The following is a 25,367-nucleotide window of genomic DNA, read 5'->3' as shown; positions in this document are numbered from 1 at the left end:
GCCCCAGGCGGTTCATTACTGAATTGGCTTGGGGACTGACGTGATGAGCTCGCTCAGTGCCAAGATCCAGGACGTTTTCGACGAGCCCGCCTGTGACAAGAACGGTGGCAAGGATGCCAAGGCGCGCAAGCAGGGCTGCACAAGGCCGCTGACGCCAGGAGCGGCAGCGGGCGGCTGCGCCTTTGATGGGGCCAAGATCGTCCTGCAGCCGATCACCGACGTTGCGCATTTGGTCCATGCGCCGCTCGCCTGCGAGGGCAATTCCTGGGACAACCGCGGTGCAGCTTCGTCCGGGCCAAGCTTGTGGCGCACCAGCTTCACGACCGACCTTACCGAACTCGAGGTGGTGATGGGGCAGGGCGAGCGGAAGCTCTTCAAGGCGATCCGCGAAATCAAGGAAGCGTATGCGCCACCGGCAGTCTTTGTCTATTCGACCTGCGTGACGGCAATCATCGGCGACGATATCGAAGCTGTCTGCAAACGCGCCGCAGAAAGATTCGGCTTGGCCGTGGTTCCGATCAATGCGCCGGGCCTGGCCGGCTCCAAGAACCTTGGCAACAAGCTCGCCGCCGAGGCGCTGCTCGACCATGTCATCGGCACGGTGGAACCCGATGACGCCGGGCCGTATGACATCAACGTCCTTGGCGAATTCAACCTCTCCGGCGAATTCTGGCTGATAAAGCCGCTCCTCGATCGGCTCGGAATCCGGGTTCGCGCCTGCATTCCGGGCGACGCGCGCTATCTCGACATCGCTTCCGCGCACTGCGCTCGCGCGGCTATGGTGGTGTGTTCGACGGCCCTCATCAATCTAGCCCGCAAGATGGACGAGCGCTGGGACATCCCTTTCTTCGAAGGCTCCTTCTACGGGATTTCGGACACTTCGGAAGCACTCCGCAAAATCGCTGAGCTGCTGGTGAGGAAGGGGGCCGATCCGGAGATCCTGGACCGCACAGAGACGCTGATTGCCGAGCAGGAGGCGATTGCATGGAAGAAGCTCAAGACCTACCGAGCCCGCCTTCAAGGCAAGCGCGTGCTGCTCAACACGGGTGGTGTCAAGTCCTGGTCGGTCGTCCACGCGCTGGTGGAGATCGGAATCGAGATCGTCGGCACCTCGGTCAAGAAATCGACCGTCGAAGACAAGGAGCGGATCAAGCAGGTCCTCAAGGACGACAAGCACACATTCGAGCAGATGCCAGCGCGCGACCTTTACGCCATGCTCTCTGCAGGCAAGGCCGATATCATGCTGTCGGGCGGACGCACGCAGTTCGTCGCGCTCAAGGCCAAGATGCCCTGGCTCGACATCAACCAGGAGCGCCAGCACCCCTATGCCGGTTATGACGGCATGGTGGAGCTCGTACGGCAGATCGACCTCGCAATCCACAACCCGATCTGGCCGCAGGTGCGCGAGCCCGCTCCGTGGGATTGCCCACCCTACGTGAAGGACGAACCGCCGGGCACAAGCAACGAAACCGAGAGCCTGCACGCCGTCCGGGAATCCGCCGGCAAGGCGCCTCCGAATTGGGTGGACGTTGAGGAGATGCGATGACCCGTATCCTTCCCCAGACCAAATCAGCCGCGGTCAACCCGCTGAAATCGTCACAGCCGCTGGGTGCAGCCTTGGCCTTTCTCGGCATAGACGGCGCAGTGCCGCTGTTCCACGGCGCCCAGGGCTGCACCAGCTTCGCCCTCGTGCTGCTTGTGCGGCATTTCAAGGAAACGATCCCTCTACAGACCACCGCGCTGGATGAAGTAACAACCATCCTCGGCGGCTCGGACAATCTGGAAGAGGCGATCCTCAATCTCAAGACCCGCACGAAGCCAAAGCTGATCGGGGTCTGCACCACGGCCCTGGTGGAAACCCGTGGCGAAGATTGCGCAGGCGACCTCGCCGACATCCGGCTGAAACGGGCGGGAGAACTCGCGGGTACGGAGATCGTCCTGGCCAACACGCCGGATCTCGCCGGCGCCCTCGAAGAGGGCTGGGCCAAGGCTGTTGGCGCGATGATGGAAGGCATTACGCGACCTGGCGAACGGGCGCGCCAGTCAAAGAAGATCGCAATCCTGCCCGGCTGGAACCTCACTGTGGCTGACATCGAGCATTTGCGCGAGATGATCGAAAGCTTTGGGCTGCGGCCGGTGATTTTGCCAGACCTCTCAAGCTCGCTCGACGGTACCGTGCCAGACCACTGGGTCTCCACCACCTATGGCGGTACGAGCATCGAGGATATCCGCGAGCTCGGCACGGCTGGGCACTGCATCGCCATCGGCGAGCATATGCGCCGCCCGGCCGAGGTTCTGTATAGGGCGACCGGCGTGCCTTACGTGCTGTTTCAGTCGCTGACCGGATTGAAGGGCGCCGATCAGCTCGTTTCTCTGCTGTCTGCTATTTCTGGCCAGCCTGCGCCGGCAAGTGTCCGCCGCCGGCGGGCGCAATTGCAGGATGCGTTGCTCGACGGACATTTCCATTTTGGAGGCAAGAAAATTGCGATCGCTGCTGAACCAGACCAACTCTACCAATTGGCAACCTTCTTCGTCGACCTGGGCTCCGATATCACGGCGGCGATCACGACGACCGATATGTCGCAAATTCTGGAAAAGGTACCGGCGGAGTCGATTCAGGTCGGCGATCTCGGTGATCTGGAAGCGCATGCTGGCGGCGCTGATCTTCTGGTCACCCATTCGCATGGACGCCAGGCATCGCAACGCCTTGGCATTCCGCTCATGCGCATCGGCTTCCCCGTCTTCGACCGGCTCGGCAGCCAGCACAAACTCTCGATCCTCTATCAAGGGACGCGTGATCTGGTTTTCGAGGTCGCCAACATTTTCCAAGCCGACCAGCACGCGCCGACGCCTGAGGAGCTTGGTCCATTCCGCAAGCGGGAAACGCCAGGTGCGCCCGATTCGTCGCCTCTCACTCGTCACCGACGAGGTTCACGGTCCGATGGGTGAACGACAAGCAGGCGCCTTGCGGGTGGCAATCGCTACTCAGGACCTCAAGCACCTCAATGCCCATTTCGGGTCGGCCAAGCGCTTTGTCATCTACGATATGACGCGCGAGGAGTGGGAGCTCGTGGAAGTCATCGAGTTCGACGACGTATCCGACGAAAAAGGGAGACATCGGGCCGAGAGGGACGACCGCATCAAACCGAAGGTAGAGGCGCTGAAGGGTTGCCACCTCCTGTTTTGCCTAGCGATCGGCGGACCTTCGGCAGCCAAACTTGTTTCGGCAAAAATCCATCCGATCAAGGTTCGGCAGCCTCAAAGCATTCAAGAGGTGCTGTTTCGGACGCAGACCATGCTCAGGACCTGCCCTCCACCTTGGCTGCGCAAGGTCCTGGCTGAAGCCGGCGTCGCGAAACGGAAACCGTCCTTTGAGGAAGACGACTGAAATAAGGAGGCGAAATGTCCGACCCTTCGGTTACCCCTGCTGTCGCCGGCGACGAGGTGGCGCTTGCCAGCCCATTTCTCAAATGCCTCGTGCGGCTAATCCGTGCTCAGGATTCCCACGGGTCATGGGACGGCAAAGCGGACGCTGAGTTGCTGGCCGACTTCATCGTCAGCAAGGAGCAGCGCCGTACGATTCCAATCATCGGCGATCCCGATCCCGACGTGCTGTGGAGACTCGACAAGTTCTACACTGCCGTCGCCCTTGCAATCGAGGAGCGCTGCGGCCTGATGGCATCGCCTATGATCGAAATGAGCCATGAGGGCTTCGGGCGCGTGCTTTTCACCGCCGGGCGGCTGGTCGTTCTGTCCAAGACCCTGCGTGACGTCCATCGGTTCGGCTCCGAGACGTTTTGCAAACTCGCCGCGGCCGGTACGAAACTGGTCGACGAGGCAATCGCAGCCATCGACACCTATCCCGAGGTGGCGCGTGCGTAATGGAGACGGGTTTTGAGCAAAGAGCTCATGACAGGTCTTGAGCGGCGCGAAGGCCTCTACTCAGCCGATACGGTCCTGGCCGATGGGCTCTTGAGGCAGCGACGATGAAGCCACTCGTCCTGATCTGTTCGCAAGATGCCGAGCTCTATATGTTCCTTAGCCACATACTGGAGGCGGACGGCTTCGACAGTGAGCCGGCAGGCGGCGCAAAGGAAGCGCTTGCACTGGCGGACGAACGGGAATTTCAGGCCGTGGTGCTGGACTGCGGGCCAGCGAGCATATCCGGCTCCCCAATCTGCTCCCGGCTCAAACAGCAACCCCGGACCGGCGGGCTGCCCGTCATCGCCCTGATCGCGCCCGGCGCCGAGAACCAGCACCTCAGCCTCCTCAAGGCCGGCATCGACGAGAGCTTTGTGCGGCCGATCGCGCCGGCCAAGCTGCTGGACTGTCTGCGGGCGAAGCTGGCGCTGCCGTTACGGGGCGAAAATGGTCTTGAAAACGGCGGCTGGCTCTCCTGTGGCGGCCTCGAGATGAAGCTCGATGCCCACCGGGTTCGCGGCAACGGCCACGACATTCATCTCGGACCCATCGAGTTCAACGTGCTGCGGCTCTTAATCAAAGCCCCCGGGAAGGTCTTCAGCAGGGACGAACTTATCCGGGCGGCCTGGCCGCCCAACATCCATGTCGGTGCACGCACCGTCGATGTCCATATCAGCCGGATCAGAAAAGCCCTTCAAGCGGCTTCGCCCGGCAGCGTCATTCGAACCGTCAGGTCGGCCGGCTACTCGCTCGATAATCCGGACGGCTAAATCACCTGCCAGGTCTGGTCCCACAGCCCTTTCCTCGCTGTGAGTCGGTTCGCGGCTTGAACACCCCTCAACGAATACTCGGGAAGAAGCAGGCAAATGGGTTTCAAAAGCTTACTCTGTGTGACCGGCGCAGACGGTTCCGATCAGGACGTCAGAACTGCCGCCGGCTTGTGTGCCGAAGTCGGTGCGCACCTTTCCGTGCTAATCCTGCCGCCTCCGATGCTCCTCATGTCGTATTATCCGTCGATCGGAGATGGTGTCCCCGAGTGGCCTGTGGGACGTGGACTGGCAATTGCCCGATTGAACGATCGTTTTCGGGAAATCGACCGATTTAGTCACGACATGGCGAGACTGGAAAGACGCTCCAAAGATCTCCAGAAGCTGCTGGGATCCATGTCGCTCTCATTTGACCTCGACACCGACTGCTGCGATCCGGCTAGCCTGGGTGAATTGGTACGACAACGGGCGCGCTGTTCCGACCTCACGATCATCGGACCGGGGCTTCTCAACGACGAGACTCTCGGACCTCCTGTAGTCAACGGCTGCTTGTTCGATACGGGAAAGCCTGTGCTCGTTGTGCCGAAGGGGGCTGAGGCGACCCTGTGGCCACGGTGTGTCCTGGTCGGTTGGGATTCGCGCCTCGAGGCTTCTCGTGCGGTTCGGGAAGCGCTGGGTCTCCTCTGCGTTGCTGAGGACGTTCGTGTCGCCCTGGTTGATCCGGCGAACTACAACGGGACGGGCGCTGAGCCTGGAGCCGACATCGCTGCCTATCTCACTCGACATGGTGTTCGGGTGTCCGTTGACGTATTGCCAAGTGCCGGCAAATCGGCTGCCACGGTGCTTGCGCAGCACGCAATCGACACGTCTGCCGAAATGATCGTCATGGGCGCTTATGGCAGCCGTGGATTGCGTGAGCGGCTCTTTGGCGGCGTGACGCGATGGATTTTTGAAAAGCCGACATTGCCGCTGTTTTTAGCTCGATGACGGTTTCGAAGCGCACGGATTTGTTCGAAGCCCTACCGTGATGCCTGCATACATACCGTAGATGCGCTCCATCGAAACAATCATGGAACATGAAAAGCATTGCTCGGGAGGCGACGCCCGCAGGAAATCTCTCCAGTAATGCAGAAGCCGGAAAGTGGAAGGGAGTCCTCCAAATTGTGATGCCCAGGGTACACTCTCAATTTAACCGCTCGCTTTCCTGGCGCATCCTGCAGCACCACGGCTGACGATTGTGCTCGCGACCGCGGTACGCATCCGATCCGCACCTTTGTCGAGGCTGGCTTCAGGGGTATTGGGAGGGAGATCGTCTGGCAGGGGAACATTGACGAGGTAGGCTGCGAACGCAGGAGTAAAACAGCGCTGATCCGGATAGAAGCGGCTATTTCGGCCCAGGCCGAGGTGGACCTGCCGATTGGCGAGGCTGCTAAGGCGACCACCAAGCACGGGAAGCCCAAGACGACTTTTGATGAGCTCGTCTAATGGTCGACACCGATTGTCACTCTTCGGAATCACGCTCGTTTAAAGGGGCAAGGTAGCGCTGGAGGTAAATCCGTCTGGTCTCCGGCCACGGCCGGCATGGTTGGAGTGCGCAGTGGTGCGCCGCTGTCCGGCGCGCCCGAGGCAAAGGCCGTACGTGGCTTGCCGTAGTTCGGGCCCAAACCGTCTCTGTAGTATCCCACCTCATGAAAGATGAAGGTATCTCGTTCGACATCGACGAGAGCGATGACGTGCGACTTCCACCCGAACCTCGGGTCGAAGCCGCCCATCCGAACCTGGAGCCGTGAGTCAACGCCCGCGGTGGAATAATCCTTGCTGCTTCGAAGGTAGAGAACATCTGCGCCGGATCCGCAGAGCTTGTCATTGTCCCTCCCGACAATGCGCGGTTCGTCGCCGCCATTGTTACCGGAGAATTCGTCCCATGCCTTTTCGCCGTAGGATCCGTGATCGCTTTTCAGGGTCAAAGATTGGTCGTCGCCTCCGCAATCGGCGATCCGATCGATGCCACTAGAATCCAGGCTAACATCGTGACGCTCGTTCCCGAAGGTTTCGGAAGCTGGTTGACCGCTGAGAAACCGTTTCAGCTGTAGGATGAGTTTTTTGATCTCAATTCTCCCCCACCACGCGACGAAACATCTCCCTATATTGCTAGTCGGGTCATCGCTGTGATAGATTGTCGTCATGCTCATCATTTGCACGATGAATGTTCCCAGGTGCATTTCGCCTTTCCGCCGAGCAGTGCGCATGGCACTGCGCGGCCCCAGGGCAGGCTGGCACTTCGCGTCGAGGCAGGCGGAGGGATCGGCCTACGCAGCCAGCCGAGAATGCGGCGATCGTGCTCGCCAATCTCATGGACAATTCGGCGAGGCATGGCGCCACGCTGGTTTCAATCACAGCGGCAACGGGACGGCAATGCATTGTTCCGGTGAATGACGAGGCGCCGGCATTCTCGAGCCATTCTTCACCACATGTCGTGATTTCCGCGACACGGGCATGCCTGCCTCGGCATCGTGCTGGCCTCCTGGAAGCGCGTTACGTGCTTCGAGATCATTCTGCCGGTTGTTTGAATTGGAGCACGAACTTTGCGAAAACTGGCTTTCGGGATCGTGCTCTAAAACGCAAAAAAACGCTGCTGCCGACGCAACTGCGCAAGCGCAATCTCTTCATCTTTGAGGCGCGCGAGAGACATGACGACATGCCGCTGCTGGTCGATCCGACGGCATCTACATCAGACCGGAATGCTCGCTCCACATCACCGGCGGCGCCGAACAGGAAGAGGGCGACCGCCCCGCCGTTCCATTCCCCCATGATGTCGGGCCCGACTGGCCGCTGTTGGAGAGATGATCTGGCCGGCGCTGGCGACCCGCATCCCCGCCTTCGAAGCCATTCTAGAGCAATTCTAGGTTTTCGACCTCATTCCGCGGCGCCTGCCGTCGCGGCACCTCTGGCCTTCGCGACGCCCTTGGAGCGCTGCGGGTGCAGCAGCCGGATCAACGGCTTTTCGATGGCCAGATAGAGCAATGCCGAGAACGCAAGCGAAATGACAACGATCGTTGCCGGCTGCAACGCCGTCGGGATTCCGATCCTCAAGACGACGCCGGTCGTGAGGACGCCGGCCACGAGATGCCATAGATATATCGAATAGGACGCATCGCCGAGAAAGCTGGGCAAGGCAGCCGGCTTGAACGGACGGGTCCGTTCGGCAAAAACCGCGCCCGCCACGATCAGTGTGGCCGGAAGCCCCCAGCGCAAAGGGCGAGGCAGGTCGGCATTGAACAGCTGGCTGGCCGCGAGGAGAAGAAATCCGGCGCCAATTGTCGCCAGCGCTGTTGCGAGCGGGAGCCTGGCACCCTGGAGCCACAAGCGCGCCACAACCACACCGGCAGCGAATTCGAGCACGACAGGATCGGTGAAGGCACGTGCGTATCCTGCGGGGAAGACGAAATGCAGCGCGACGATGGCCACGAGGGCGCCGGTGAGCACGCCGAACCGCCAGCGTTCGCCGAGGAACAGGACCAGGGTGAAAACCAGATAGAACATCATTTCATAGCAAAGCGTCCAACCCTGTATGACGATCGGGTGCAGCGCGTTCTCCTGCAGGACCGGCAGGAAGAACAGTGAGCCCACGAAATTCGGGACACTGAAGAAATGGCCATAGAAGAACTGCGGCTTGATCAAGATGCCCGCCGCGGTCAGCGACGTGACGATCCAGTACAGAGGCACGATGCGGGTGATGCGGCGCCCCATGAAGCGCCACGGATCGGCCGACCTGCCGGCCGTCGTCACCCACATGAGGAAGCCGCTGATGACAAAAAAGATGTCTACGCCGACTGCTCCGACGTCGAACGGGCCGCCGAACTGCTCGCTGACGTGAAAGCAAACCACCGCGCATGCGGCGAGGCCCCGCAGATATTGGATGCTGTGGATGCTCGTCACGAACCCTGACCCGTACCGCATTATGCTGCGGTGCACACGCCCCCACGCTGCATTGCAGCAAATACAATGCAGCCGGCCAGCTGTCTACCCCTGATGACGGCCGTCCGAATAAAAGCCAGCACGCCGGCCCTCTCAATTCGTCTCTATGCAATGTTTCCGAATTGGCGTGATCTATCCGGATACCGAAACGCTGTTTTCGTGAAATCGCCGATACATACGTGACGCATTTAGCGGACTTCGCACGGCGCCGAAGCCATGCATGTCGCCCAATTTGCGGTTTTTGGGGATGGTCCTCGGTCGCTGCGCTTCAAGGATGTTCGATAATCTCAGCGCTTCGGTGTCACCATCAGGCAGGCTCATACCAGGAACAATGCGATCCGCGCGCTCAACGATCTGCCTGCCCATGTCCAGAAGGATATCGGCTGGCGGCTTCGCCGCCGAGCGCCACCCAGCCCTTCATGCGCTGCTCCTGGGCACGCCGCGCTGATGACCTTCGCCGACAAATGCAAGCTGCTCGGCAAGCGCCAGGGCCGGAACGCGGCCCCGGCGACCGCCGACAAACAATCCGCACGCCGGGGCTACGCAACCCGACCAGCTCCGCCCGGCGAGCGCTCCTCGCCGCGCATAAGGAGCTCCGTCTCTGCCGGGCATGTTTTTTCAGGCGACTCGCGTTCAGAACTTCAAAATGGGCGGCGCAATGCCCGGCTGAAGAGGATTGCGTTGAGGAATGGAGGCCGTTTCGTGGGCTCTCCGATGTAATGGCCGGAGCGCGAAGGGAGTGTTCCTGTGCCCGTGCGGGTGGGTTCACGCTCAGCGTGTTCGTCGACATCCGTCAAATTGTGTCGGCTTTGTCGGTTTGAGGACATAGCCTTGGTTGGCCGGCATCTTGGACGCTTTTATATAAGCCATTGAAACCAAAGTACAATTGTCTTCTCCTGCGCCGATATCTAGATTGGCATGAATTTTGCTTGATTCCGCAGATGGGGCGGGAGCAGCTTGCCAGCGAAGAGCGAAGAGAGGGCTCGACAAAATTGAAGGACGGGGGATCACAGATTTGTTGCGAATGAATACGTTGCCCGCTGGCGGCCCTGCGTCTGCGGCTAGAGCCTCCGTGCGGTTTGAAGATGCGGCGTGGGGCTGCAAGGCGCGTGTCGATTGCATGATTTGCTGGCGGGACCAACAACGGGCGCTGCAGATGTGCATACGGTTTGCGAGCTACGTCCTGTTCGTGATGACATTCTTCGTCAGCGCTATGACAGCGAACGGACAGGAGACCAGCCTTGTTGGCATTTACCAGGGTTCGGAGCTAACCGCGGCCGCCAACCATCTGGGACAAGGCGGATACGTGCTGTCGGGTGGTGCCAAAGTGTCTTTCGACAAGTGGTACCACAGCAAATGGATCGACATGCGATTTGTAATGTTGACGCAGCTGTCGGAGGATTTCGGTCTCCTGTGGGGCGCGAGCACTGGTCAACGCGCCGAAAAGGTCCGAATCGACCCAAGTGTTAAACTCGGCTTCATTCTGCAAAAGCGACCGACGCCGTTCACGACGCTTTCTTTCACCGTCAGCTCGATTTTGGGCGGGAACCTGACGGAACGGCCTTGCACGGCTGACTATGGCGCCGTCGGCGGCTTTCACGCAGTGAATTGCCGTCTGGCCGCCTCGCAACTGCGGCCCTCGGACACGTTGAAACACATGATACACCTCGAGCCAAGCCGATGGAAACTCGACCTTCGGTTCAGGGGTGAATTTTAGCGATGGTGAAAGGCAAGGCCGTTTTCGTTGATGAAGAACAATCAGACAGGAAGTTGATTATGCACAAAACACAATTGTTCCCGGCAGGTTTCGTTGTCGGTCTTATAGCGTGCCTGTTGGCTGCACCCGGTTTCGCGGATGATGTCGATGTCGGTGTCAACGGCAAAGGAACCACCGGTACTCCAGCCGCGGAAAGCAGTAGCTCGGGCTGTCCACAAAATGCCGACGGCACATTCTGCTGGATGAGCGGGGATATTGGTGAAGCATGGACATCAGGCTTTATCGGTTCCGGCGTATCGATAAATGTCATAGATGACTTCAAGGAACAGCCATTTGATGCAGACCTCGGTCGCGGTACGCAGAGGCAGCGACATGGAGACTGGGTCGCTGAAATTGCCGGCATGGTCGCCCCTGGCGCAAACATATTCAAGTATGACTATCTCGAGGGGTCTTCGATCAGGCTGCAGGACGGCCTCAATATCATCAATGCGAGCTACCGCATCATTGAGCCACTGAGCCAGCATCCGCGCGAGCAGGCGATTGTCAATGCCGCCTGGGCGGGCACTGCCATCGTCACAAAGAGTGCCGACAACCGCAGCAAAGAGGTTGGTTTGCCGCACGAAGGGGATTTCGATGAGCTAACCTTCGGGCTGATCGGGGCGCCATCGGCAATCTTCGTGGGTGCGCTCGACCATAATGGCGCTCCCGGGAACGAGACGCGGCTGGCCCGATACTCGAATTATCCCGGCTCAAACCTCGAGGTGCGGAACCAGTTCCTGACCGTGGGTGTCGAGGGTGACAAGACTGGCCTATACGGCACGTCTCATGCGGCACCTGTGGTTGCAGGCTATGCCGCCATCCTGGGCAGCAAGTTCACGTCCGCAACGCCGACACAGATTACCAATCAGCTGCTGGATACAGCCAGGACCGATACGCTCGTCAACTACAATCCGGCGACTTCCGGCCGCGGCGAAGCCAGCCTTTCGAGGGCGCTGGCACCCGTTTCGATTCACTAGACTGCCATCCTACCCTCATGCGTCCGAGCGTGGGTGGATCGCGGCGCCCAGGCTTTGAATTGCCGTCTGTGGCGTCGCTGCTCCGGCTGGCGGACACGTTGAAATACCTGGCAAAAGCTCATCTGAATCCGCTGAACATCGGTCTCTGGTTCAGAGGTCGTTCTAGCCAGGGTGAAATGCTTCGTCTTGTTGATGAAGAACAGTTCAAACAGGAGAGTTGAATGCAGATAAAGCGATTATTGCCGGTGGCGTACCTTGCCAGTCTTGTCCTATGGACGTCGGCACCACCCGGTTTCGCCGATGACCTCCAATCCAGGCTCGCCGGCGACGGAGCGGCTGCAAGGCCAGCCATGGAGGGCAGCAGCTCGCGTTGCCCACAAAATGCCGATGGCACCTTTTGCTGGATGAGCCCGGATGTCGGCACAGCATGGGCCTCGGGCTATAATGGGTCTGGCGTGTCGGTAACTATCATAGATGACTTCACAGGTGACATGGGACAGGTGGGGGATCTCGGCCATGGCTCCCAATGGCGGCGACATGGGCAGTGGGTCGCTCAGGCAGCCGGCATGGTCGCGCCTGGCGCAAACATAACCAAGCTTGACTATTCGCAACAAGTTCCGCTCACGCTGAAGCAGGGCCTCAATGTCATTAATCTGAGCTATGGCCTTGACGAACCAGTGAGCGGGTACCGGCTTGAGCAGTCGATTGTCGATGCGGCTCGGGCGGGTGCTGCGGTCTTCACAAAGGCAGCCGGCAACGGCTCCGTAGCGGTAGATACCCTTGCCGATGGGGATATAGATTTCCTTGCTCTCGACCTGATTGGGAAGCAATCGGCAATCTTTGTGGGTGCGCTAGAGCGCAATGGCACTCCCGAAAACAAGGCAAAGCTCGCCTCCTATTCGAATTACGCCGGTTCAGATTCGGAGGTGCAGAACCACTTCCTGACGGTGGGGGTCGAGAGGGACAAGACTCGCCTATCCGGAACGTCTGTCGCGGCATCTGTGGTTGCAGGCTATGCCGCTATCCTTGGCAGCAAGTTCACGTCCGCAACGCCGACGCAGATTACCAATCAGCTGCTGGATACAGCCAGGACCGATACGCTCGTCAACTACGATGCGCTGACTTATGGTCACGGGGAGGCTAGTCTTTCGAGGGCACTGGCACCCGTTTCGATCAGGTAGACGTGCATGCGATTGAGCAGCTAAACTTTCTGTGAGGCGTCAGAGCCACAAAATCGCTTCACAGAATTCGCCCCAGAAACCACGCGGTCCAATCGCAAGCCGGCAAAACGCAGATGTCGATCGGGTGCCGTCGTACGTTTCCGAGGCGATGGTCGCCTCATCGCAGCATGCCGACAGGTGGATCGCTTCGTCTCAATCGCAAGGAAAGCGCTGGAAATCCCCAAGGCTCTGACAGGTGGTCGGAGAGCGCGGCCGACCAATTAAGCAGCGCTTATGGAACTAGTATTGCGTGGCCAACTCAGCTGAAAGACATCGCGGGAGAGAGTATGCTGGAAAAATTCGAGCGTTGCCCGCTCACCTTCGGACCCACCCCCGTCGAGAAGCTCGACCGGCTCGGCCAGCATCTGGGCGGCAGGGTGGAAATCTACGCCAAGCGCGAGGACTGCAACTCTGGTCTCGCATGCGGCGGAAACAAGCTGCGTAAGCTTGAATACATCATCCCCGATGCGATCGCGTCAGATGCCGATACGCTCGTCACCGTCGGCGGCGTGCAGTCCAACCACACCCGGATGGTAGCAGCGGTCGCCGCCAAAATCGGCATGAAATGCCTCCTGGTTCAGGGGAGCTGGGTCCCACATGACGATGCCGTCTACGACCGGGTCGGCAATATTCTCTTGAGCCGCATCATGGGGGCAGAGGTTCGCCTGGTCGACGAGGGCTTTGACATCGGCATCCGCCAAAGTTGGGAAAAAGCTCTCTCTGATCTCAAGGCAAGGGGCGGCAGACCTTATGCGATACCAGCCGGGGCTTCTGTCCACAAATACGGCGGCCTCGGCTATGTCGGGTTCGCCGAGGAGGTGCGCGCCCAGGAGAAACAGCTTGGGTTTGCCTTCGACTACATTGTCATTTGCACGGTTACCGGTTCAACGCATGCCGGCATGCTCGTCGGGTTCGCCGCGGACGGTCGACAGCGCAACGTGATAGGTATCGATGCCTCCGCCACTCCCGCCAAGACAAAGGCGCAGGTGCTTGGCATTGCGCAGCATACAGCGATGCTCGTCGAGCTCGGAACGGAAATCGTCGAGGATGACGTCGTTTTGCTCGAGGACTACGCCGGCCCCTGTTATGGCATTCCATCCGATGAAACCAAAGAGGCGATCCGCCTGTGTGCGCGGCTTGAAGGCATGATCACCGATCCCGTCTATGAGGGCAAATCGATGCAAGGCATGATCGACCTCATCCAGAGAGGCTTCTTTCCGGCCGGATCAAGGGTGCTGTACGCGCATCTCGGCGGCGCCCCGGCGATCAATGCCTATGGCTGCATGTTTCGAGATGGCTGATGCAAGACAGAGCGATGCGCCCTTGCGGCATGCGCTCGCTTTGTGAAGCGACGGCTCGGAAATTGGCGGCGCCCGACTGCTTAGGCACCAAGGTAGATGGCCAGCGGGGTCCGACATGTGGTGTCAAGAGAGCCAAAGCACACCACGCCGCCGCTTGCAGGAGGAAAGAAAGGGCGGAGTCATGACTTCGCGGGAACGTCGCTCAGCACTCCCTGCCGGCAGGATATTCGAGGATAGCGACGACCACGAATACACGTTGGATATTCCTATTGTCCGCAGGACAAGTTTGCGGATCGGCAAAGACAAGTATCTCATGCCATGCATCTCAGCATTGAGACTTCAAACGGTGTCTGGCGCGCGTCCCGACGTCGGTCGACATTGGTTTTGCGGTTTGTTCCGAGCCTTGGCTCAACTCGGACTGCACCGAAATGGTGGAACAGCCGCCTTGTCGCAGCATCGCGGTTTGCTTACGCGGACGTCCTTCGCTCCTGTTCGTGATCTTGGGCGAGCCGCACCCGGATGTGGCTGACAGCATCGCTGCCGAAAGGCTCATTCACGCGCGGCCCGCGAGCAGCAGGGTGGAAGCGTGGACCCTGACAGCGTGCACTACGCCGGCCGGTGGTTGAAGCGCTGACCTGCGTGGATCAACGACAATATCGGAGTTCTCTGCCAAACGGCGACATTACCATGTGCTCCGTGGATTTTGATCGCCGCCACGTCCTGGGCAACCTTCTACGCGATGGCTACGCCGACCTGTTTGAAAAGCCGGCTTTTCGCGAAATCGTTGACCGCATGAATGAGTCGATGGCTTTCTGGTTTGCAGGAGGTGTGAGTTTGCCGATCCAATCGACCGCGCCTGATCGGGCCGGCCGATCGCCTGAAAGGGCGTGCCTGCGAGTGCGGGTCGCATGTTGCGAGATGGACATGCCCCGCGAAGTCATCCGCATTTCACGTCACGAAAGCATGATCCCGTAGGCGCGGACCACGACCATTTCCGAAACAAGCTCGTTGAAAGTGGTCTTCGGCTTCCAGCCGAGCTTGTCGGCTGCCTTGGAAGACCCCACTCAGCAGGTCAACCTCGGTTGGAAATAGCTTTTATCGAGGCGGATCAGCGCTTGGCTGCTCATCCGTTCACTGTCCACCTCGTCCACGCCTTCGCCCTCCCAGACGATCTCCTTTCGATGCGCCTGAAGGCAGCCTCGACAATTCCTCGACCAGCACAATCCATCTTGGAAGCACCCGGCTGCGACTCGATGAGGTATAAGTACGACCACGTGCAAAATCCGGTGCAACGTTTCGGACAAAGTGTCGAATGCCCGACAGGCCGCAAAGCTGCTGCCCGGTGCATTGCTGCTGTTTGCTCTGGCACGTTCGATGCGGGGGACCCCCCAAACACAGCAGCGGATCTTTCAATGATGACATCCACCGAAAAATGCTGTCGCCCAATTCATGGCCGCCCCCTCGCAGGTCGTCAGGCCGATCGAAGGGCGGCTCACCGAACCAGGCGGGCCACCGCCCCCAATTGCAAGAGGGATAGGCCACGAAAGTGCCTCGCTAGCCACACCGGGGTCGTCGAGGCGGGTGGATCCTCCACGCCAGCTACGCGCCACATGGCGCCGGCATGAGTGCCGACTTCACCGCAGAGCCGCGGTCAGCGTGGAACACACCTGACAACACAAACGGGCGGACAAACTGTTGCAGATCGGGCGGCGCCGACCAACCCTGCGGGACGGATAAGACCAACGGCCATGGGCGATGTTCGCGGCGCGCAGCGTCCGATCAGGAAACCTCACTAGGAGCAGGACCACTGGAGCTCTCCTGCATTGGCATCGGTGCCGGCCCGTCCAATCTGAGCCTGGCGTGTCAGATACACGAGCAAATCGGGCACGGGGCACTATTCCTGGATCGGCAAGTCGACTTCCGCTGGCACCCAGGCAGCGCATTCGAGTCCTCGGAACTCCAGGTAAGCCACTTCAAGGATCTGGTCACGCTGGTGGATCCACGGTCCGCCTACACGTTCATAAACTATCTGCACGAGAACGGACGTCTCTATCACTTCCTGAATGCACAGTTCGACTCTGTGCTCAGGGCTGAGTTCGAACACTATTTCAACTGGGCGTTCCGCAGGAACCCACTCGTCCGCGGCGATGAGACCGTGCGTGAAATAAGCTATGATGGCGAATTTCGAGTGCGGACAGACAACGCTGATTTCAGTGGCAAAGACCTGGTAATCGGCATCGGCAAGCAGGCGCACATTCCATCTCAATTTCAGGGTTGGATCGGACGAAACCTGTTCCATTCATCCGATTTGCTGCACATCCATCCCGAGGTGCAGCAAAAGCACGTATGCGTCGTGGGTGGAGGTCAGTCGGGAGCCGAGGTGCTGTTGCACCTTCTTAGTGCCCCGAGAGAACGGCGGCCCGTCTCGATCACCTGGGTTTCGCAGCGAGAGAATTACCTGCCCATCGACAACAGCCCGTTCACAAACGAGTTGTTCATGCCCTGCTTTTCGGATCGTTTCGCGGCAATGAGCGAGACGCAGCGCAAGCTGTTCCTTCAGCGTTTCGTGCTTGCCTCCGACGGCATTTCCGACCGCACTGTACGCGCCGTCTATCAGGCGCTGTATCGCCACGAATTTCTCGAGCTAGACCTGTGTAACATCGCCTTGCGCCCCGGGTGCAACGTTTCGCGCTGCAATAACGCCGGCGCGGGCCACAGGCTGACCCTACAGCGCGGTTTGGGCGATGTCGAAGAAGTCACGGCCGACATCGTCATCCTGGCCACCGGTTACGAGAACGCGGTACCAGCATTCCTGGAACCGATGGCGGACCGGCTGGAAAAGATCGACAATGAACTGGCCATTGGCGACGATTTTTCGGTGAACTGGGACGGACCGTCTGACAGACGCATCTTCGTACAAAACGCGAGCCTCGGGCAGCGCGGGCTGGCCGATCCGAATCTAAGCCTACTGGCCTGGCGAGCGCGTCGCATCCTCGACAGCCTTCTGGGGCGCGCGCCGCGCGCCGCATGTGAGCATCCCGGCTTCATCAGTCCTACCTCCGTCGACAGCTGGTTCGACCCCGTTGCAGAAATGGGCGGCGGGATATGACCCGCCGACTGCGGGTCATCAGCGGTGGCATCCAAGGAACGATGTCGGCCTTCGCCGTAGCGAAAGCCGGAGCCTTCTCCGAAATCCCTGAAATGGTTGGACTCAGCGGCCCATCACATTACTCCGCGGGCGAGCATTTCCCCTTCGGCCGCAAACACTCTAGGTCGCTTACTCGAAACTGCGCAGTGGCCCTGGTGGCCATTGCTGGGTCGACGCTCAGCGGAGGGTTCCGACCCGTAGTCGAGCGTGTCATGGCTCATCGGTGGAGCTCATGTCGCGGATGTGCCGGCCCTGATTGCCCAGCCTCAATGGGACCGAGTCGCAGAAATTCGTGCGGGGCACGGCTTGCGCTGGGTCAGACCACCCGAAAGGTCGCCTACCGAACAGCCGCGTCATCAATAGCATGGTCGGCTGTCTACCGTTCAGACGTACCGCTCGCGGACGTTTACAAGCCTCGACGATCTCCAGTGAGGAGGGACAATAAGCCCCCGCAACATATCGGGAGCGGAACGTTGCTTAGCACCGCAGTCCCAGATGCCGTGGAGTACCGTCTGCGTCGATGCACAGCCTGACTCGCCCGCCCGACTGCCACAACCGGGATGTTAGACCCCCGTCCTACCAACAGGAGGCTTTCCGCATGTTGACTGATGCACAAAGAGAAAAGTGGCAGAAGGACGGCTATGTCAGGCTCGAAGGGTTCTTCGATCCAACGGCTGTGGAACGCATTTCCAGCTTTGTTGAAGACGTATCATGCTGGGAGGTCAGCGATGATAAATGGCTCATGTGGTTCGAGAAGACGACGGATAATCGAAAGATCACCTCTAAAGCCGAGAATATTCTCGAGTTCCATGATCCATTGCGTCATCTACTCCTCGACGATCAGCGCATAGAGTCTGCGGTCGAGGAACTGCTCGATGAACGGTCGCGCAGGCTCAAGGAGTTGCTGATTTTCCACTATCCCGACAGCGGCGGCTATCGCCCGCATCAGGACATCTATCACATTCCACACGGACTGCCCGACCGGATGGTGCATGCGGTCGTTGCGATAGGCATCGACGACTCCGACCCGGGCAACGGCGGGCTTTTCTTCAGCCCCGGCAACCACAAGAGGGGGATATTTCCCATGGATGCCGGTGGGGTGATTGATCCTGAGGTCGCCGAAACGTTCTCCTGGGAACCCGTAATATGGAAGGCTGGCGACATCTTCATCTTCGACGACTACGCACCGCATTACTCGCAACCGAACAAAAGCAACCGTTCGCGGCGGACGCTCTATTTGGTCTTCCAGCGTGCTTCAACCGGTGGACCGACTCGCGCCGAATATAATGTGCTTAAGCGCGCCGTTAATCCGCCAGAGGGCAAAGTGGCCGATCTAGACAATCTCAAGCCGCCGAACGGCATTTTCTATCGCGATTGAACTCAAGCAGCTAGGCGAGGCATGCACAGGAAACTGATCGGCTGCTCAAAATGCGGAGAGCATTGCGTTTTCGATTGTGGGCTGCTGGAGCAGCGCCGCAGCCGTCACACGAGGCTTTGGCACGACGATTTGTGGGGTGGTCGCCGGGCGGTCTTCCGTGACGTCTAAAGCCGTACTGGCGTGCCCGTCTCGGCCCGCCTAGGGCTAGAGTTGGATTGTTCTGGCGGGAGCGCCAACGGGTCCGGGCTGCCGCCTCTCTTCGCGACTTTCGGCAGAGGCTTTGCGTTGGCGGCCGAAGGTACCACTGCTTGAATAGCTGAGGTTCGTTGTGCGCAAATCCACGTTTTCTCGAACGGAACTGTCGCGGGCGTTCGGTATTGACGTGGCCACCCTTGGAACGGGAAGCGCGGGCACCGGATTTTCATTTGGCAAGGTGGCACCGGGCGTCACATCCGAGCCCCATCGGCACGACGAAATCGAGGCTTTCGTGGTCCTGTCTGGCGCGGGCAAGGTCAGGACCGACCTGGGGGAAATCTCGATCAAAGCCGGCGATGTCGTTCTGTTTCACCCCTTCGAAGCGCATGTACTGTGCAACGATGGGGACGAAGATCTAGAATTCGTCGATGTCTACTGGCGTGACGGCAAGGCCGCCCTCGATGCCGCTGCACAGGTCGCGGCTCCCCGCCGGCCGATCTTCGTCTTCTCCGCGCCGCCGACGCCTAATGGCGATCTGCATCTGGGGCATCTTTCTGGTCCTTATTTTGGTGCCGATGTCTACACGCGTTTCCTGCGCATGAAAGGGGCCGAAGCCTACCACCTGACTGGGAGCGACGATTACCAGAGCTACGTTGCGACGCGCGCCGATGCCGATCAATCGACGCCCGCAAGGGTGGCTCGCCACTACGCGCACGAGATTCGCATCACGCTTGGTCTTCTTGACTGCGAGATCCACAGCTTCCTACACACGATGGGTGATGCCGCTTATGGCGAATTTCAAGCCGCGTGTTTCCGTGGTCTTCTGAGCAGCACGGCCGTAGATTCGAGCGAGAGCCCTGCGCTGTTTGACGCCGTGACAGGCGATTACCTTTACGAACCGGATGTTAGCGGCCTCTGTCCCGATTGCGGCGCCTCCGCCGGTGGCAACGTCTGCGAGGAATGCGGTGCGCCGAACCTATGCCACGACCTGGGTGCAGTCCGGTCGCGGCTCTCGGCCGAGGCGCCGCTGGTCGGCTTCGTGCGCCGCCCCGAACTTGCTCTGGAACGGTGCTACGTCAATATAGACCGGCATTTAAGGGCCTCGGGCGCCCCCGTTCGGATCCTGGACCTGTTCGCGCGTCTACGCCAACGCGCCGACCTTTCCGTGCCTATTACCCACCCCTCGAACTGGGGCCTGCCGGCCGAAGGGCTCCCTGGGCAGGTGATCTGGGCTTGGCCGGAGATGGCTTTCGGATTTCTTTACAACATCCAGGCTCTAGCTCGCATGCTTGGGCGCGACTGGAATGCGTCGATGCCCAGCAACGACTGGCAGATTGTCCATTTCTTCGGTTTCGACAATTCCTTCTACCACGCGCTACTCTACCCCGCTGTTTATGCCGAGGTGTTCTCCCACTGGACGCCGCGGGTCCGGTATCACGTGAATGAGTTCTACCTGCTCGATGGCCAGAAGTTCTCGACCAGCCGTCGCCATGCGGTCTGGGGCAGGGAGGTTCTGGGACCAAAGACAGTCGACGTCGTGCGTCTTCATTTGGGCCTGACACGCCCGGAAGGTGAGCAGACGAACTTCACGCTGGACGCGCTACGTCGCACCGAGAATGAGGTGTTTCAGGGGATCTGGCTGAATTGGCTTGCCATGCTGCACCGGGAAATCAAGGAAGACTTTGGCGGCTGTGTGCCCGACGCAGGCGACTGGGCTCCCACAGATCGCGCTTTCTTTGCTCGGATAGAGATGCATTGCGCGGGGATGGAACGCGCCTATTCGGACGATGGCTTCTCGGTCCGTCGCGCGGCTGTGCAGGCCTGCGATTTCGTGCGCGATTGCGTAATCTATCGTCAGGCGCAAGACTATGCAGTGGCGCGACGTCTCTATCCCGCCCGCACCCGGACTTCCCTCGCGCTTCAGACAACAGCCGCTGCTATCCTTGCGCATACGCTCGCACCGCTGATGCCCCGATTTGCCAGAACGCTAGCGCGATGCATCGATGGCGTCTCAACCGAAACATGGCCCACGTCCGTGCGGCGACTTGCGCCAGGGACGATCTTTGATCTCGGACCCGTGCTAGCGTTCTATGCCAAGTCAGAAAATCCTAAATGAACAGCGAGCATATGAGCTACCCGAACCTCGACCGGCGGTGCGCGTCAATCAAAGCCGATAAAGACCAATGTCTTTACTCGCTGCCGCTGGCGCCCGAAGGCCGCTACCAAACTCTTGAGACCAGATTGGCCAACTCAACCAGCGAATCGTTGACGCCGACCTTCCAGTCCTTACTGCTGCAAATGCCGGTGTGGGCTCTGCGCTAAGCAACCGCTCCGGCATGCGGGGATTGCCGTCCGAGCGCCGGTCAAATACGCATGGGTCGAGGCACTGGAATCTGCAACGCTGCCGAACCTCTGTCATGAAAATAATGGAAGGTGCATGCGGCATCCGCCGTCTAGCGAAACAGCATACGCACTATCCGGCAGCTCGCACCCGATATGCCCGGCCTCATCGACCCGGCGCTGTTCGCTGTTCTAAGCGATTTACGCACCAGAGATGCGTGTCCAAAACCTGACAGCCGGCAGAAAACATGTCGGGATGGAAACAACCTTCCTCTTGGCTCTGTTTGACTTATCGAAGCCAATAAAGCGTTTGCAGCGTGCCAGGCGCGCTGGCACGGCCTTTGCTCGTTGAGGGGCGGCGATGGTGGGTTGACCCGCATGAGACCACGCCACAGGTGTGATGGCCTCCCGTGTGTTCCGTTCCTGAGGGTAGAGCCAGATCGCTTACGGACGCCAACGAGGTCCGAGAAGCTTTTGGAGAACAAGATGGTGTTGCGTATCGAGTCCCCGGCTCCTCCGATCAAGGTCAGCAACTGGCTCCGTGGCAAGCCCCTCGCGAACTTTCAACCCGGCAAGGTGTACCTTGTTGAGTTTTGGGCGACTGGATGCGGACCTTGTGTGGCGGCGATGCCCCATCTGATGCAGCTGCAAGAGAAATATCAGGACAGCGGATTTGAGGTGGTCGGAGTCGCAGCTAGCGAAGATGGCCCGACCGCGGAGGAGACGCGGACGAACTTGGATGCTTGGCTGGTTCAGAGATTCCCCAATTTAAATTATCGGATTGCCTTCGATTACACAGGCGAAATGAACAGACTTTGGATGAAGGCGAGTTCTTCTCTCGGGATCCCTGCCTCGTTCCTGGTGGACCGCGACGGCCGTATCGCATTCATCGGCCACCTATCGGAACTCGATGACATTTTACCCAGAGTTATAGGAGGAAGCTGGCGCAGCAGCGACGAAGCGAAAGCCGCTGACAAAGGGCGGATCGATGGGAACCAGCGCACAGCGCGCGAACTGGCGCTGACCGAACCGATATACGCCAAACTCCAGCCGGCGATGCAGGCGCAGGAATGGAAGGCGGCACTCTCGGCCGTCGAAGAAGGCCTCGCTTTGATGCCAGACAATTACGGGTTCCGGCATACTCATGTGGATCTTCTGCTTCACAAGATGCGCGACATGGAGACCGGGTTGCCAGTTATGCGCCAACTAGTCGGAGACGCTATCGACAAGAAGTTTGAGGCCGTGTCCTGGATGGTAATGGCCCTGAAGCAACTCTTTGATCCCTCGACGAACAACTCCCATCTTCCCCCTGCTGAGCGCTTCGCGATGGGCAAAGAGCTGTCTGAACAAATCTTGGCCCTGAGTCCTCCAGAAAACGACGGCCCCCTTAAATTCGTTTGGTACGTTCCAGTCGCTGAGTACCATTATAAGTGTGGCAACAAGGTTCGCGCGATCGAGCTGATCGAGGTTGCGCTGAAATCGCTCGACCTTCCGGAGCCAATGCCGGACCACATCAAACAGTACTACCTTACCCCCTTGCTCCAAGCCTTGGCCAACTACACGGGTGAGAACGCCTCTTACGCGGATCTCTGCGTGGTTCCACAAACTAAGGCTCCGGAAACTCAAACCGCAGCCGCCTGATGAGCAAAGATCACAAAGGAATACGTGGAATTGAACCTGGTCGATTTTCTGCGGCGGCGCCGGCAGGAAGTATGCCCCAAGCATTAGAGGCGGGATCGTTTGCTGCAAATAAAGGCTCAGACATTAGTGACCAACAAGCGGACACGGCGTGGAGGAGAAGTTCGAGCCGTTTTTGTCCTTGAAGGCATCTCAGTCCAGGACGTGTTCGAGATCGGCCATGAAGACCTCAATTACCCTGAATGGGGTGCCCCACGCGAGCCGCCGGTTGCGCAGGTGTGCCCGAGCTCGGCGTACCCGAAAGCAGAAATCCTCCGTTGCGGACGAGGACCGGAATTTGAGGAAACGAAATTTCTCACGGCGCCTGGTCTGCCGTCAAAAAGGAGCGACTTGCCCGTGTTTAACCAATGGCTCCTGCGGCTATCCGATGCTCAGGACTCCCAGGGCTCATGCAAGGGAAATCGGGGACCGAGCTGCTGGCCGGCTTCATCGTCCAAGGAACTGCGCCGGAAGATCCGATCATTCGCGATCCGGATCCGGATGTGGAGGCACTATGTTTTCACCCCGGCGGAGATAGCGATCGAGGTGAGCCCAGGCGTGATGAAACGCCACAATAGAATTGAAAGTTTCTGGGCCTCTGGCTCGTGCTTTTTGCGGACGGCAGTTGTTCGTTCTGTCGAGGCGTCCGGCGGCTGGGCTTCGAGGCTCCAGGGAAGTCGCGGACGGAACCAAACTGGTCGATGATGCGACTGCAGCTATTGCGATGTCGCGCGGGCGTGAAAAGACCGATTTTCAAGGAAGGATCATGTCAAGCTTGGATGAGATGGTGAAGAAGGTCCGAAAGCTTCAACTGCGCGCAGCAATTGCTAAGACGAACCTGCGCGACCTTGCCGAGGGTCTTCCGGTGAAATGGACTGAGATAGAGGAAGTGGCCGAGAAGGCGCACGCCGTTTATGCGGAGTTGCACGGTGCCAGGAGAGAGCTCGCGAAAATGAAGACTTCGCAATGAGGAGCGCATTCATCACCCGCGACGGCTCCAAATGGATGCCGGAATATCTGACGACCATAGATGGCCAGATCTGTATCGGCTGTGGGCGCTGTTTCAAGGTCTGCTCGCGGGAGGTCATGCACCTTTACGGCGTAGATGACACGGGTGAAATCCTCGGCGCCTGCGACGGCGGTGACGATGATTTCGATGGTGAGCTCAATCGCATGATCATGGTGGTGGACCATGCTGGCCGATGCATTGGGTGCGGAGCCTGCGGCCGTGTCTGCCCAAAGAACTGCCAGACTCATGTCGCGGCCGACCAGATCTCGGCCTGAGCTGCACGATTGACGCGAGAAATCAGGAGAACGGCATTGCGCTTAATCATCTTTTGTCGGCTCCTGGGGATGGTCCTGTGCGGCAACGCTGTGACGGTGTACTTTGCGTCGGATTCCATCCGTCTGGCCGGCTTCACGACGCTGGCCCTTTGGCTGGTTCTCCAGGTGGCCTATTTCACGAGCGTTCTAATTCTAATCTGGCGGTCCAGCGGCGTTCGCGGCGAGCAAACGGCTGAGCTTTTCCGTGGCTCCCAGAAAGCTCGATTCCCGTCGCCAGATAATGATGAGGTTAGGAATGAACGTTCAGATCTGCGCCAGCGCAATCAAATGCTCGGCATAGCGCTGCTCCTCCCTTGATGCGCCGTGGCAATATAAAGCACAGCTTCCTGCAAATTCGGCGCACCCTATTGAGTTGATCATTGCGTGAGACAATCGGATGCGACGCGTTCTGGTGGTCACACTGCCATCGAACGCAGTTTCGCCCATTCTTTCGCGGGCACCAGCTCCCGGGTGGTTCGTCTCGACGGCTAACGAAGCGCCGAAAAGCATCAAAAGTGGCGCTCTTTTGGAAACGCAGCTGGCCCTCTTAGAAGCGTTCGTGCACCGCTAGTTTCAGCGCGATCACTTTACCACCGGAGAAAACATGCTGAAAAGGTTCGCACGCTACCCGCTCAGCTTCGGACCCACCCCCGTCGAGAAGCTCGACCGGCTCGGCAAGCATCTGGGCGGCAGGGTGGAAATCTACGCCAAGCGCGAGGACTGCAACTCTGGTCTCGCATTCGGCGGAAACAAGCTGCGTAAGCTTGAATACATCATCCCCGATGCGATCGCGTCAGATGCCGACACGCTCGTCACCGTCGGCGGCGTGCAGTCCAATCACACCCGGATGGTAGCAGCGGTCGCCGCCAAAATCGGCATGAAATGCCTCCTGGTTCAGGGGAGCTGGGTTCCACATGACGATGCCGTCTACGACCGGGTCGGCAATATTCTCTTGAGCCGCATCATGGGGGCAGAGGTTCGCCTGGTCGACGAGGGCTTTGACATCGGCATCCGCCAAAGTTGGGAAAAAGCTCTCTCTGATGTCAACGCAAGGGGCGGCATGCGATACCAGCCGGGGCTTCTGTCCACAAATACGGCGGCCTCGGCTATGTCGGGTTAGCCGAGGAGGTGCGCGCTTAGAGCGTTTCATGTCTTGAGAGAATCGTAGGATTCCCAAAGAGGCGGTTTGTGATTCAAGATGCTGGCTGGACGGAGGCCAGCGTCTGATGACACACCGAGCAGGGCAAGCTGCACATGTTCGTTGCCATCGATCGAAGGCCACCACAGCCGTCTCGAGAGACTTCCTGCTGCGCCTGATCGCGGCTGTTCCCTACAAGATCCACACCGTGCTCACCGACAACGTCCTAAGAGCGGAAGGAAATGGAG

22 protein-coding genes and 3 pseudogenes are annotated in these 25,367 nt (G+C 59.3%); 23 read left to right on the top strand and 2 right to left on the bottom strand.

Translation table 11 applies throughout. From position 1 onward, the window contains the following. The first annotated feature begins 43 nt into the window (after positions 1-43). The 7 genes from nifE (at position 44) to AC0NIL_RS29620 (ending at position 6,173) form a co-directional block, all read left to right on the top strand. Complete coding sequence (nifE, locus tag AC0NIL_RS29650; protein WP_473573924.1) at positions 44-1,546, top strand: nitrogenase iron-molybdenum cofactor biosynthesis protein NifE; 1,503 nt, start codon at positions 44-46, stop codon at positions 1,544-1,546. Further along, the gene (gene nifN, locus AC0NIL_RS29645; RefSeq protein ID WP_473573925.1) at positions 1,543-2,949 is read left to right on the top strand and encodes a nitrogenase iron-molybdenum cofactor biosynthesis protein NifN; all 1,407 of its coding nucleotides are present in this window, start codon (positions 1,543-1,545) and stop codon (positions 2,947-2,949) included. The genes nifE and nifN overlap by 4 nt, the downstream gene beginning before the upstream one ends. Further along, positions 2,891-3,388 (top strand): nitrogen fixation protein NifX, encoded by a 498-nt coding sequence (nifX, locus tag AC0NIL_RS29640; protein ID WP_473573926.1) that lies wholly within the window; start codon positions 2,891-2,893, stop codon positions 3,386-3,388. Before nifN ends, nifX begins: the two co-directional genes overlap by 59 nt. 14 nt (positions 3,389-3,402) lie before the next feature. Next, entirely contained in the window at positions 3,403-3,882 is a 480-nt protein-coding gene (locus tag AC0NIL_RS29635) for a NifX-associated nitrogen fixation protein (protein WP_473573927.1), read from the top strand. Between the two features lie 104 nt (positions 3,883-3,986). Then, the gene (locus AC0NIL_RS29630; RefSeq protein ID WP_473467630.1) at positions 3,987-4,691 is read left to right on the top strand and encodes a response regulator transcription factor; all 705 of its coding nucleotides are present in this window, start codon (positions 3,987-3,989) and stop codon (positions 4,689-4,691) included. Positions 4,692-4,787: 96 nt separating this feature from the next. Beyond that, complete coding sequence (locus tag AC0NIL_RS29625; protein ID WP_473573928.1) at positions 4,788-5,675, top strand: universal stress protein; 888 nt, start codon at positions 4,788-4,790, stop codon at positions 5,673-5,675. Between the two features lie 276 nt (positions 5,676-5,951). Further along, positions 5,952-6,173: a GDP-mannose 4,6-dehydratase gene (locus tag AC0NIL_RS29620; protein WP_473575063.1), complete on the top strand. Its 222-nt coding sequence runs from the start codon at positions 5,952-5,954 to the stop codon at positions 6,171-6,173. Between the two features lie 29 nt (positions 6,174-6,202). Here the strand turns inward: AC0NIL_RS29620 and AC0NIL_RS29615 are convergent, their stop codons facing one another. Next, a complete protein-coding gene (locus AC0NIL_RS29615) occupies positions 6,203-6,910 on the bottom strand; it encodes a hypothetical protein (RefSeq protein WP_473573929.1) in 708 nt (235 codons plus the stop codon). Positions 6,911-7,323: 413 nt separating this feature from the next. Between AC0NIL_RS29615 and AC0NIL_RS29610 the strand changes: the two are divergent. Next, a pseudogene (locus tag AC0NIL_RS29610) lies at positions 7,324-7,579 on the top strand (FAD-dependent oxidoreductase); the annotation flags it as partial. A gap of 25 nt (positions 7,580-7,604) precedes the next feature. On the opposite strand, the gene AC0NIL_RS29605 reads toward AC0NIL_RS29610, so the two are convergent. Then, positions 7,605-8,627, bottom strand: a complete 1,023-nt coding sequence (locus AC0NIL_RS29605) for an acyltransferase family protein (RefSeq protein WP_473573930.1) — start codon at positions 8,625-8,627, stop codon at positions 7,605-7,607. 1,159 nt (positions 8,628-9,786) lie between these two features. On the opposite strand from AC0NIL_RS29605, the gene AC0NIL_RS29600 reads away from it, so the two are divergent. The 15 genes and pseudogenes from AC0NIL_RS29600 to AC0NIL_RS29530 form a co-directional block, all read left to right on the top strand. After that, a complete protein-coding gene (locus AC0NIL_RS29600) occupies positions 9,787-10,383 on the top strand; it encodes a hypothetical protein (RefSeq protein WP_473573955.1) in 597 nt (198 codons plus the stop codon). 2 nt (positions 10,384-10,385) lie between these two features. Continuing rightward, positions 10,386-11,399 carry a S8/S53 family peptidase gene (locus AC0NIL_RS29595; RefSeq protein WP_473573931.1) on the top strand — a complete coding sequence of 338 codons (1,014 nt, stop codon included), beginning with the start codon at positions 10,386-10,388 and terminating at the stop codon, positions 11,397-11,399. Positions 11,400-11,620: 221 nt separating this feature from the next. After that, positions 11,621-12,580 (top strand): S8/S53 family peptidase, encoded by a 960-nt coding sequence (locus AC0NIL_RS29590; RefSeq protein ID WP_473573932.1) that lies wholly within the window; start codon positions 11,621-11,623, stop codon positions 12,578-12,580. 326 nt (positions 12,581-12,906) lie between these two features. Further along, complete coding sequence (locus AC0NIL_RS29585; RefSeq protein ID WP_473573933.1) at positions 12,907-13,920, top strand: 1-aminocyclopropane-1-carboxylate deaminase; 1,014 nt, start codon at positions 12,907-12,909, stop codon at positions 13,918-13,920. A 618-nt stretch (positions 13,921-14,538) separates the two neighbouring features. Beyond that, complete coding sequence (locus AC0NIL_RS29580) at positions 14,539-14,895, top strand: SPASM domain-containing protein (protein ID WP_473573934.1); 357 nt, start codon at positions 14,539-14,541, stop codon at positions 14,893-14,895. Between the two features lie 832 nt (positions 14,896-15,727). Then, positions 15,728-17,029: a lysine N(6)-hydroxylase/L-ornithine N(5)-oxygenase family protein gene (locus AC0NIL_RS29575; RefSeq protein ID WP_473573956.1), complete on the top strand. Its 1,302-nt coding sequence runs from the start codon at positions 15,728-15,730 to the stop codon at positions 17,027-17,029. 637 nt (positions 17,030-17,666) lie between these two features. Continuing rightward, positions 17,667-18,446, top strand: a complete 780-nt coding sequence (locus tag AC0NIL_RS29570) for a phytanoyl-CoA dioxygenase family protein (RefSeq protein ID WP_473573935.1) — start codon at positions 17,667-17,669, stop codon at positions 18,444-18,446. Between the two features lie 328 nt (positions 18,447-18,774). Continuing rightward, positions 18,775-20,757, top strand: coding sequence for a class I tRNA ligase family protein (locus tag AC0NIL_RS29565; RefSeq protein ID WP_473573936.1), 1,983 nt, complete (start codon positions 18,775-18,777; stop codon positions 20,755-20,757). Beyond that, positions 20,754-20,963 carry a hypothetical protein gene (locus AC0NIL_RS29560; RefSeq protein ID WP_473573937.1) on the top strand — a complete coding sequence of 70 codons (210 nt, stop codon included), beginning with the start codon at positions 20,754-20,756 and terminating at the stop codon, positions 20,961-20,963. Before AC0NIL_RS29565 ends, AC0NIL_RS29560 begins: the two co-directional genes overlap by 4 nt. A gap of 504 nt (positions 20,964-21,467) precedes the next feature. Then, positions 21,468-22,622, top strand: coding sequence for a TlpA disulfide reductase family protein (locus AC0NIL_RS29555; RefSeq protein ID WP_473573938.1), 1,155 nt, complete (start codon positions 21,468-21,470; stop codon positions 22,620-22,622). Between the two features lie 661 nt (positions 22,623-23,283). Further along, positions 23,284-23,628 (top strand): CCE_0567 family metalloprotein, encoded by a 345-nt coding sequence (locus AC0NIL_RS29550; protein ID WP_473573939.1) that lies wholly within the window; start codon positions 23,284-23,286, stop codon positions 23,626-23,628. Next, the gene (fdxB, locus tag AC0NIL_RS29545; protein WP_473573940.1) at positions 23,625-23,942 is read left to right on the top strand and encodes a ferredoxin III, nif-specific; all 318 of its coding nucleotides are present in this window, start codon (positions 23,625-23,627) and stop codon (positions 23,940-23,942) included. The genes AC0NIL_RS29550 and fdxB overlap by 4 nt, the downstream gene beginning before the upstream one ends. A gap of 36 nt (positions 23,943-23,978) precedes the next feature. After that, positions 23,979-24,299 (top strand): exopolysaccharide production repressor protein, encoded by a 321-nt coding sequence (locus AC0NIL_RS29540; protein WP_473573941.1) that lies wholly within the window; start codon positions 23,979-23,981, stop codon positions 24,297-24,299. A 286-nt stretch (positions 24,300-24,585) separates the two neighbouring features. After that, positions 24,586-25,118, top strand: a pseudogene (locus tag AC0NIL_RS29535) (pyridoxal-phosphate dependent enzyme); the annotation flags it as partial. Between the two features lie 96 nt (positions 25,119-25,214). Then, positions 25,215-25,342 (top strand): annotated as a pseudogene (locus AC0NIL_RS29530) (IS481 family transposase); the annotation flags it as partial. Positions 25,343-25,367 lie beyond the last annotated feature (25 nt).

It is taken from the genome of Mesorhizobium sp. WSM1343, from assembly GCF_055901535.1.
This window is presented reverse-complemented; position numbering and strand designations above follow the sequence as displayed.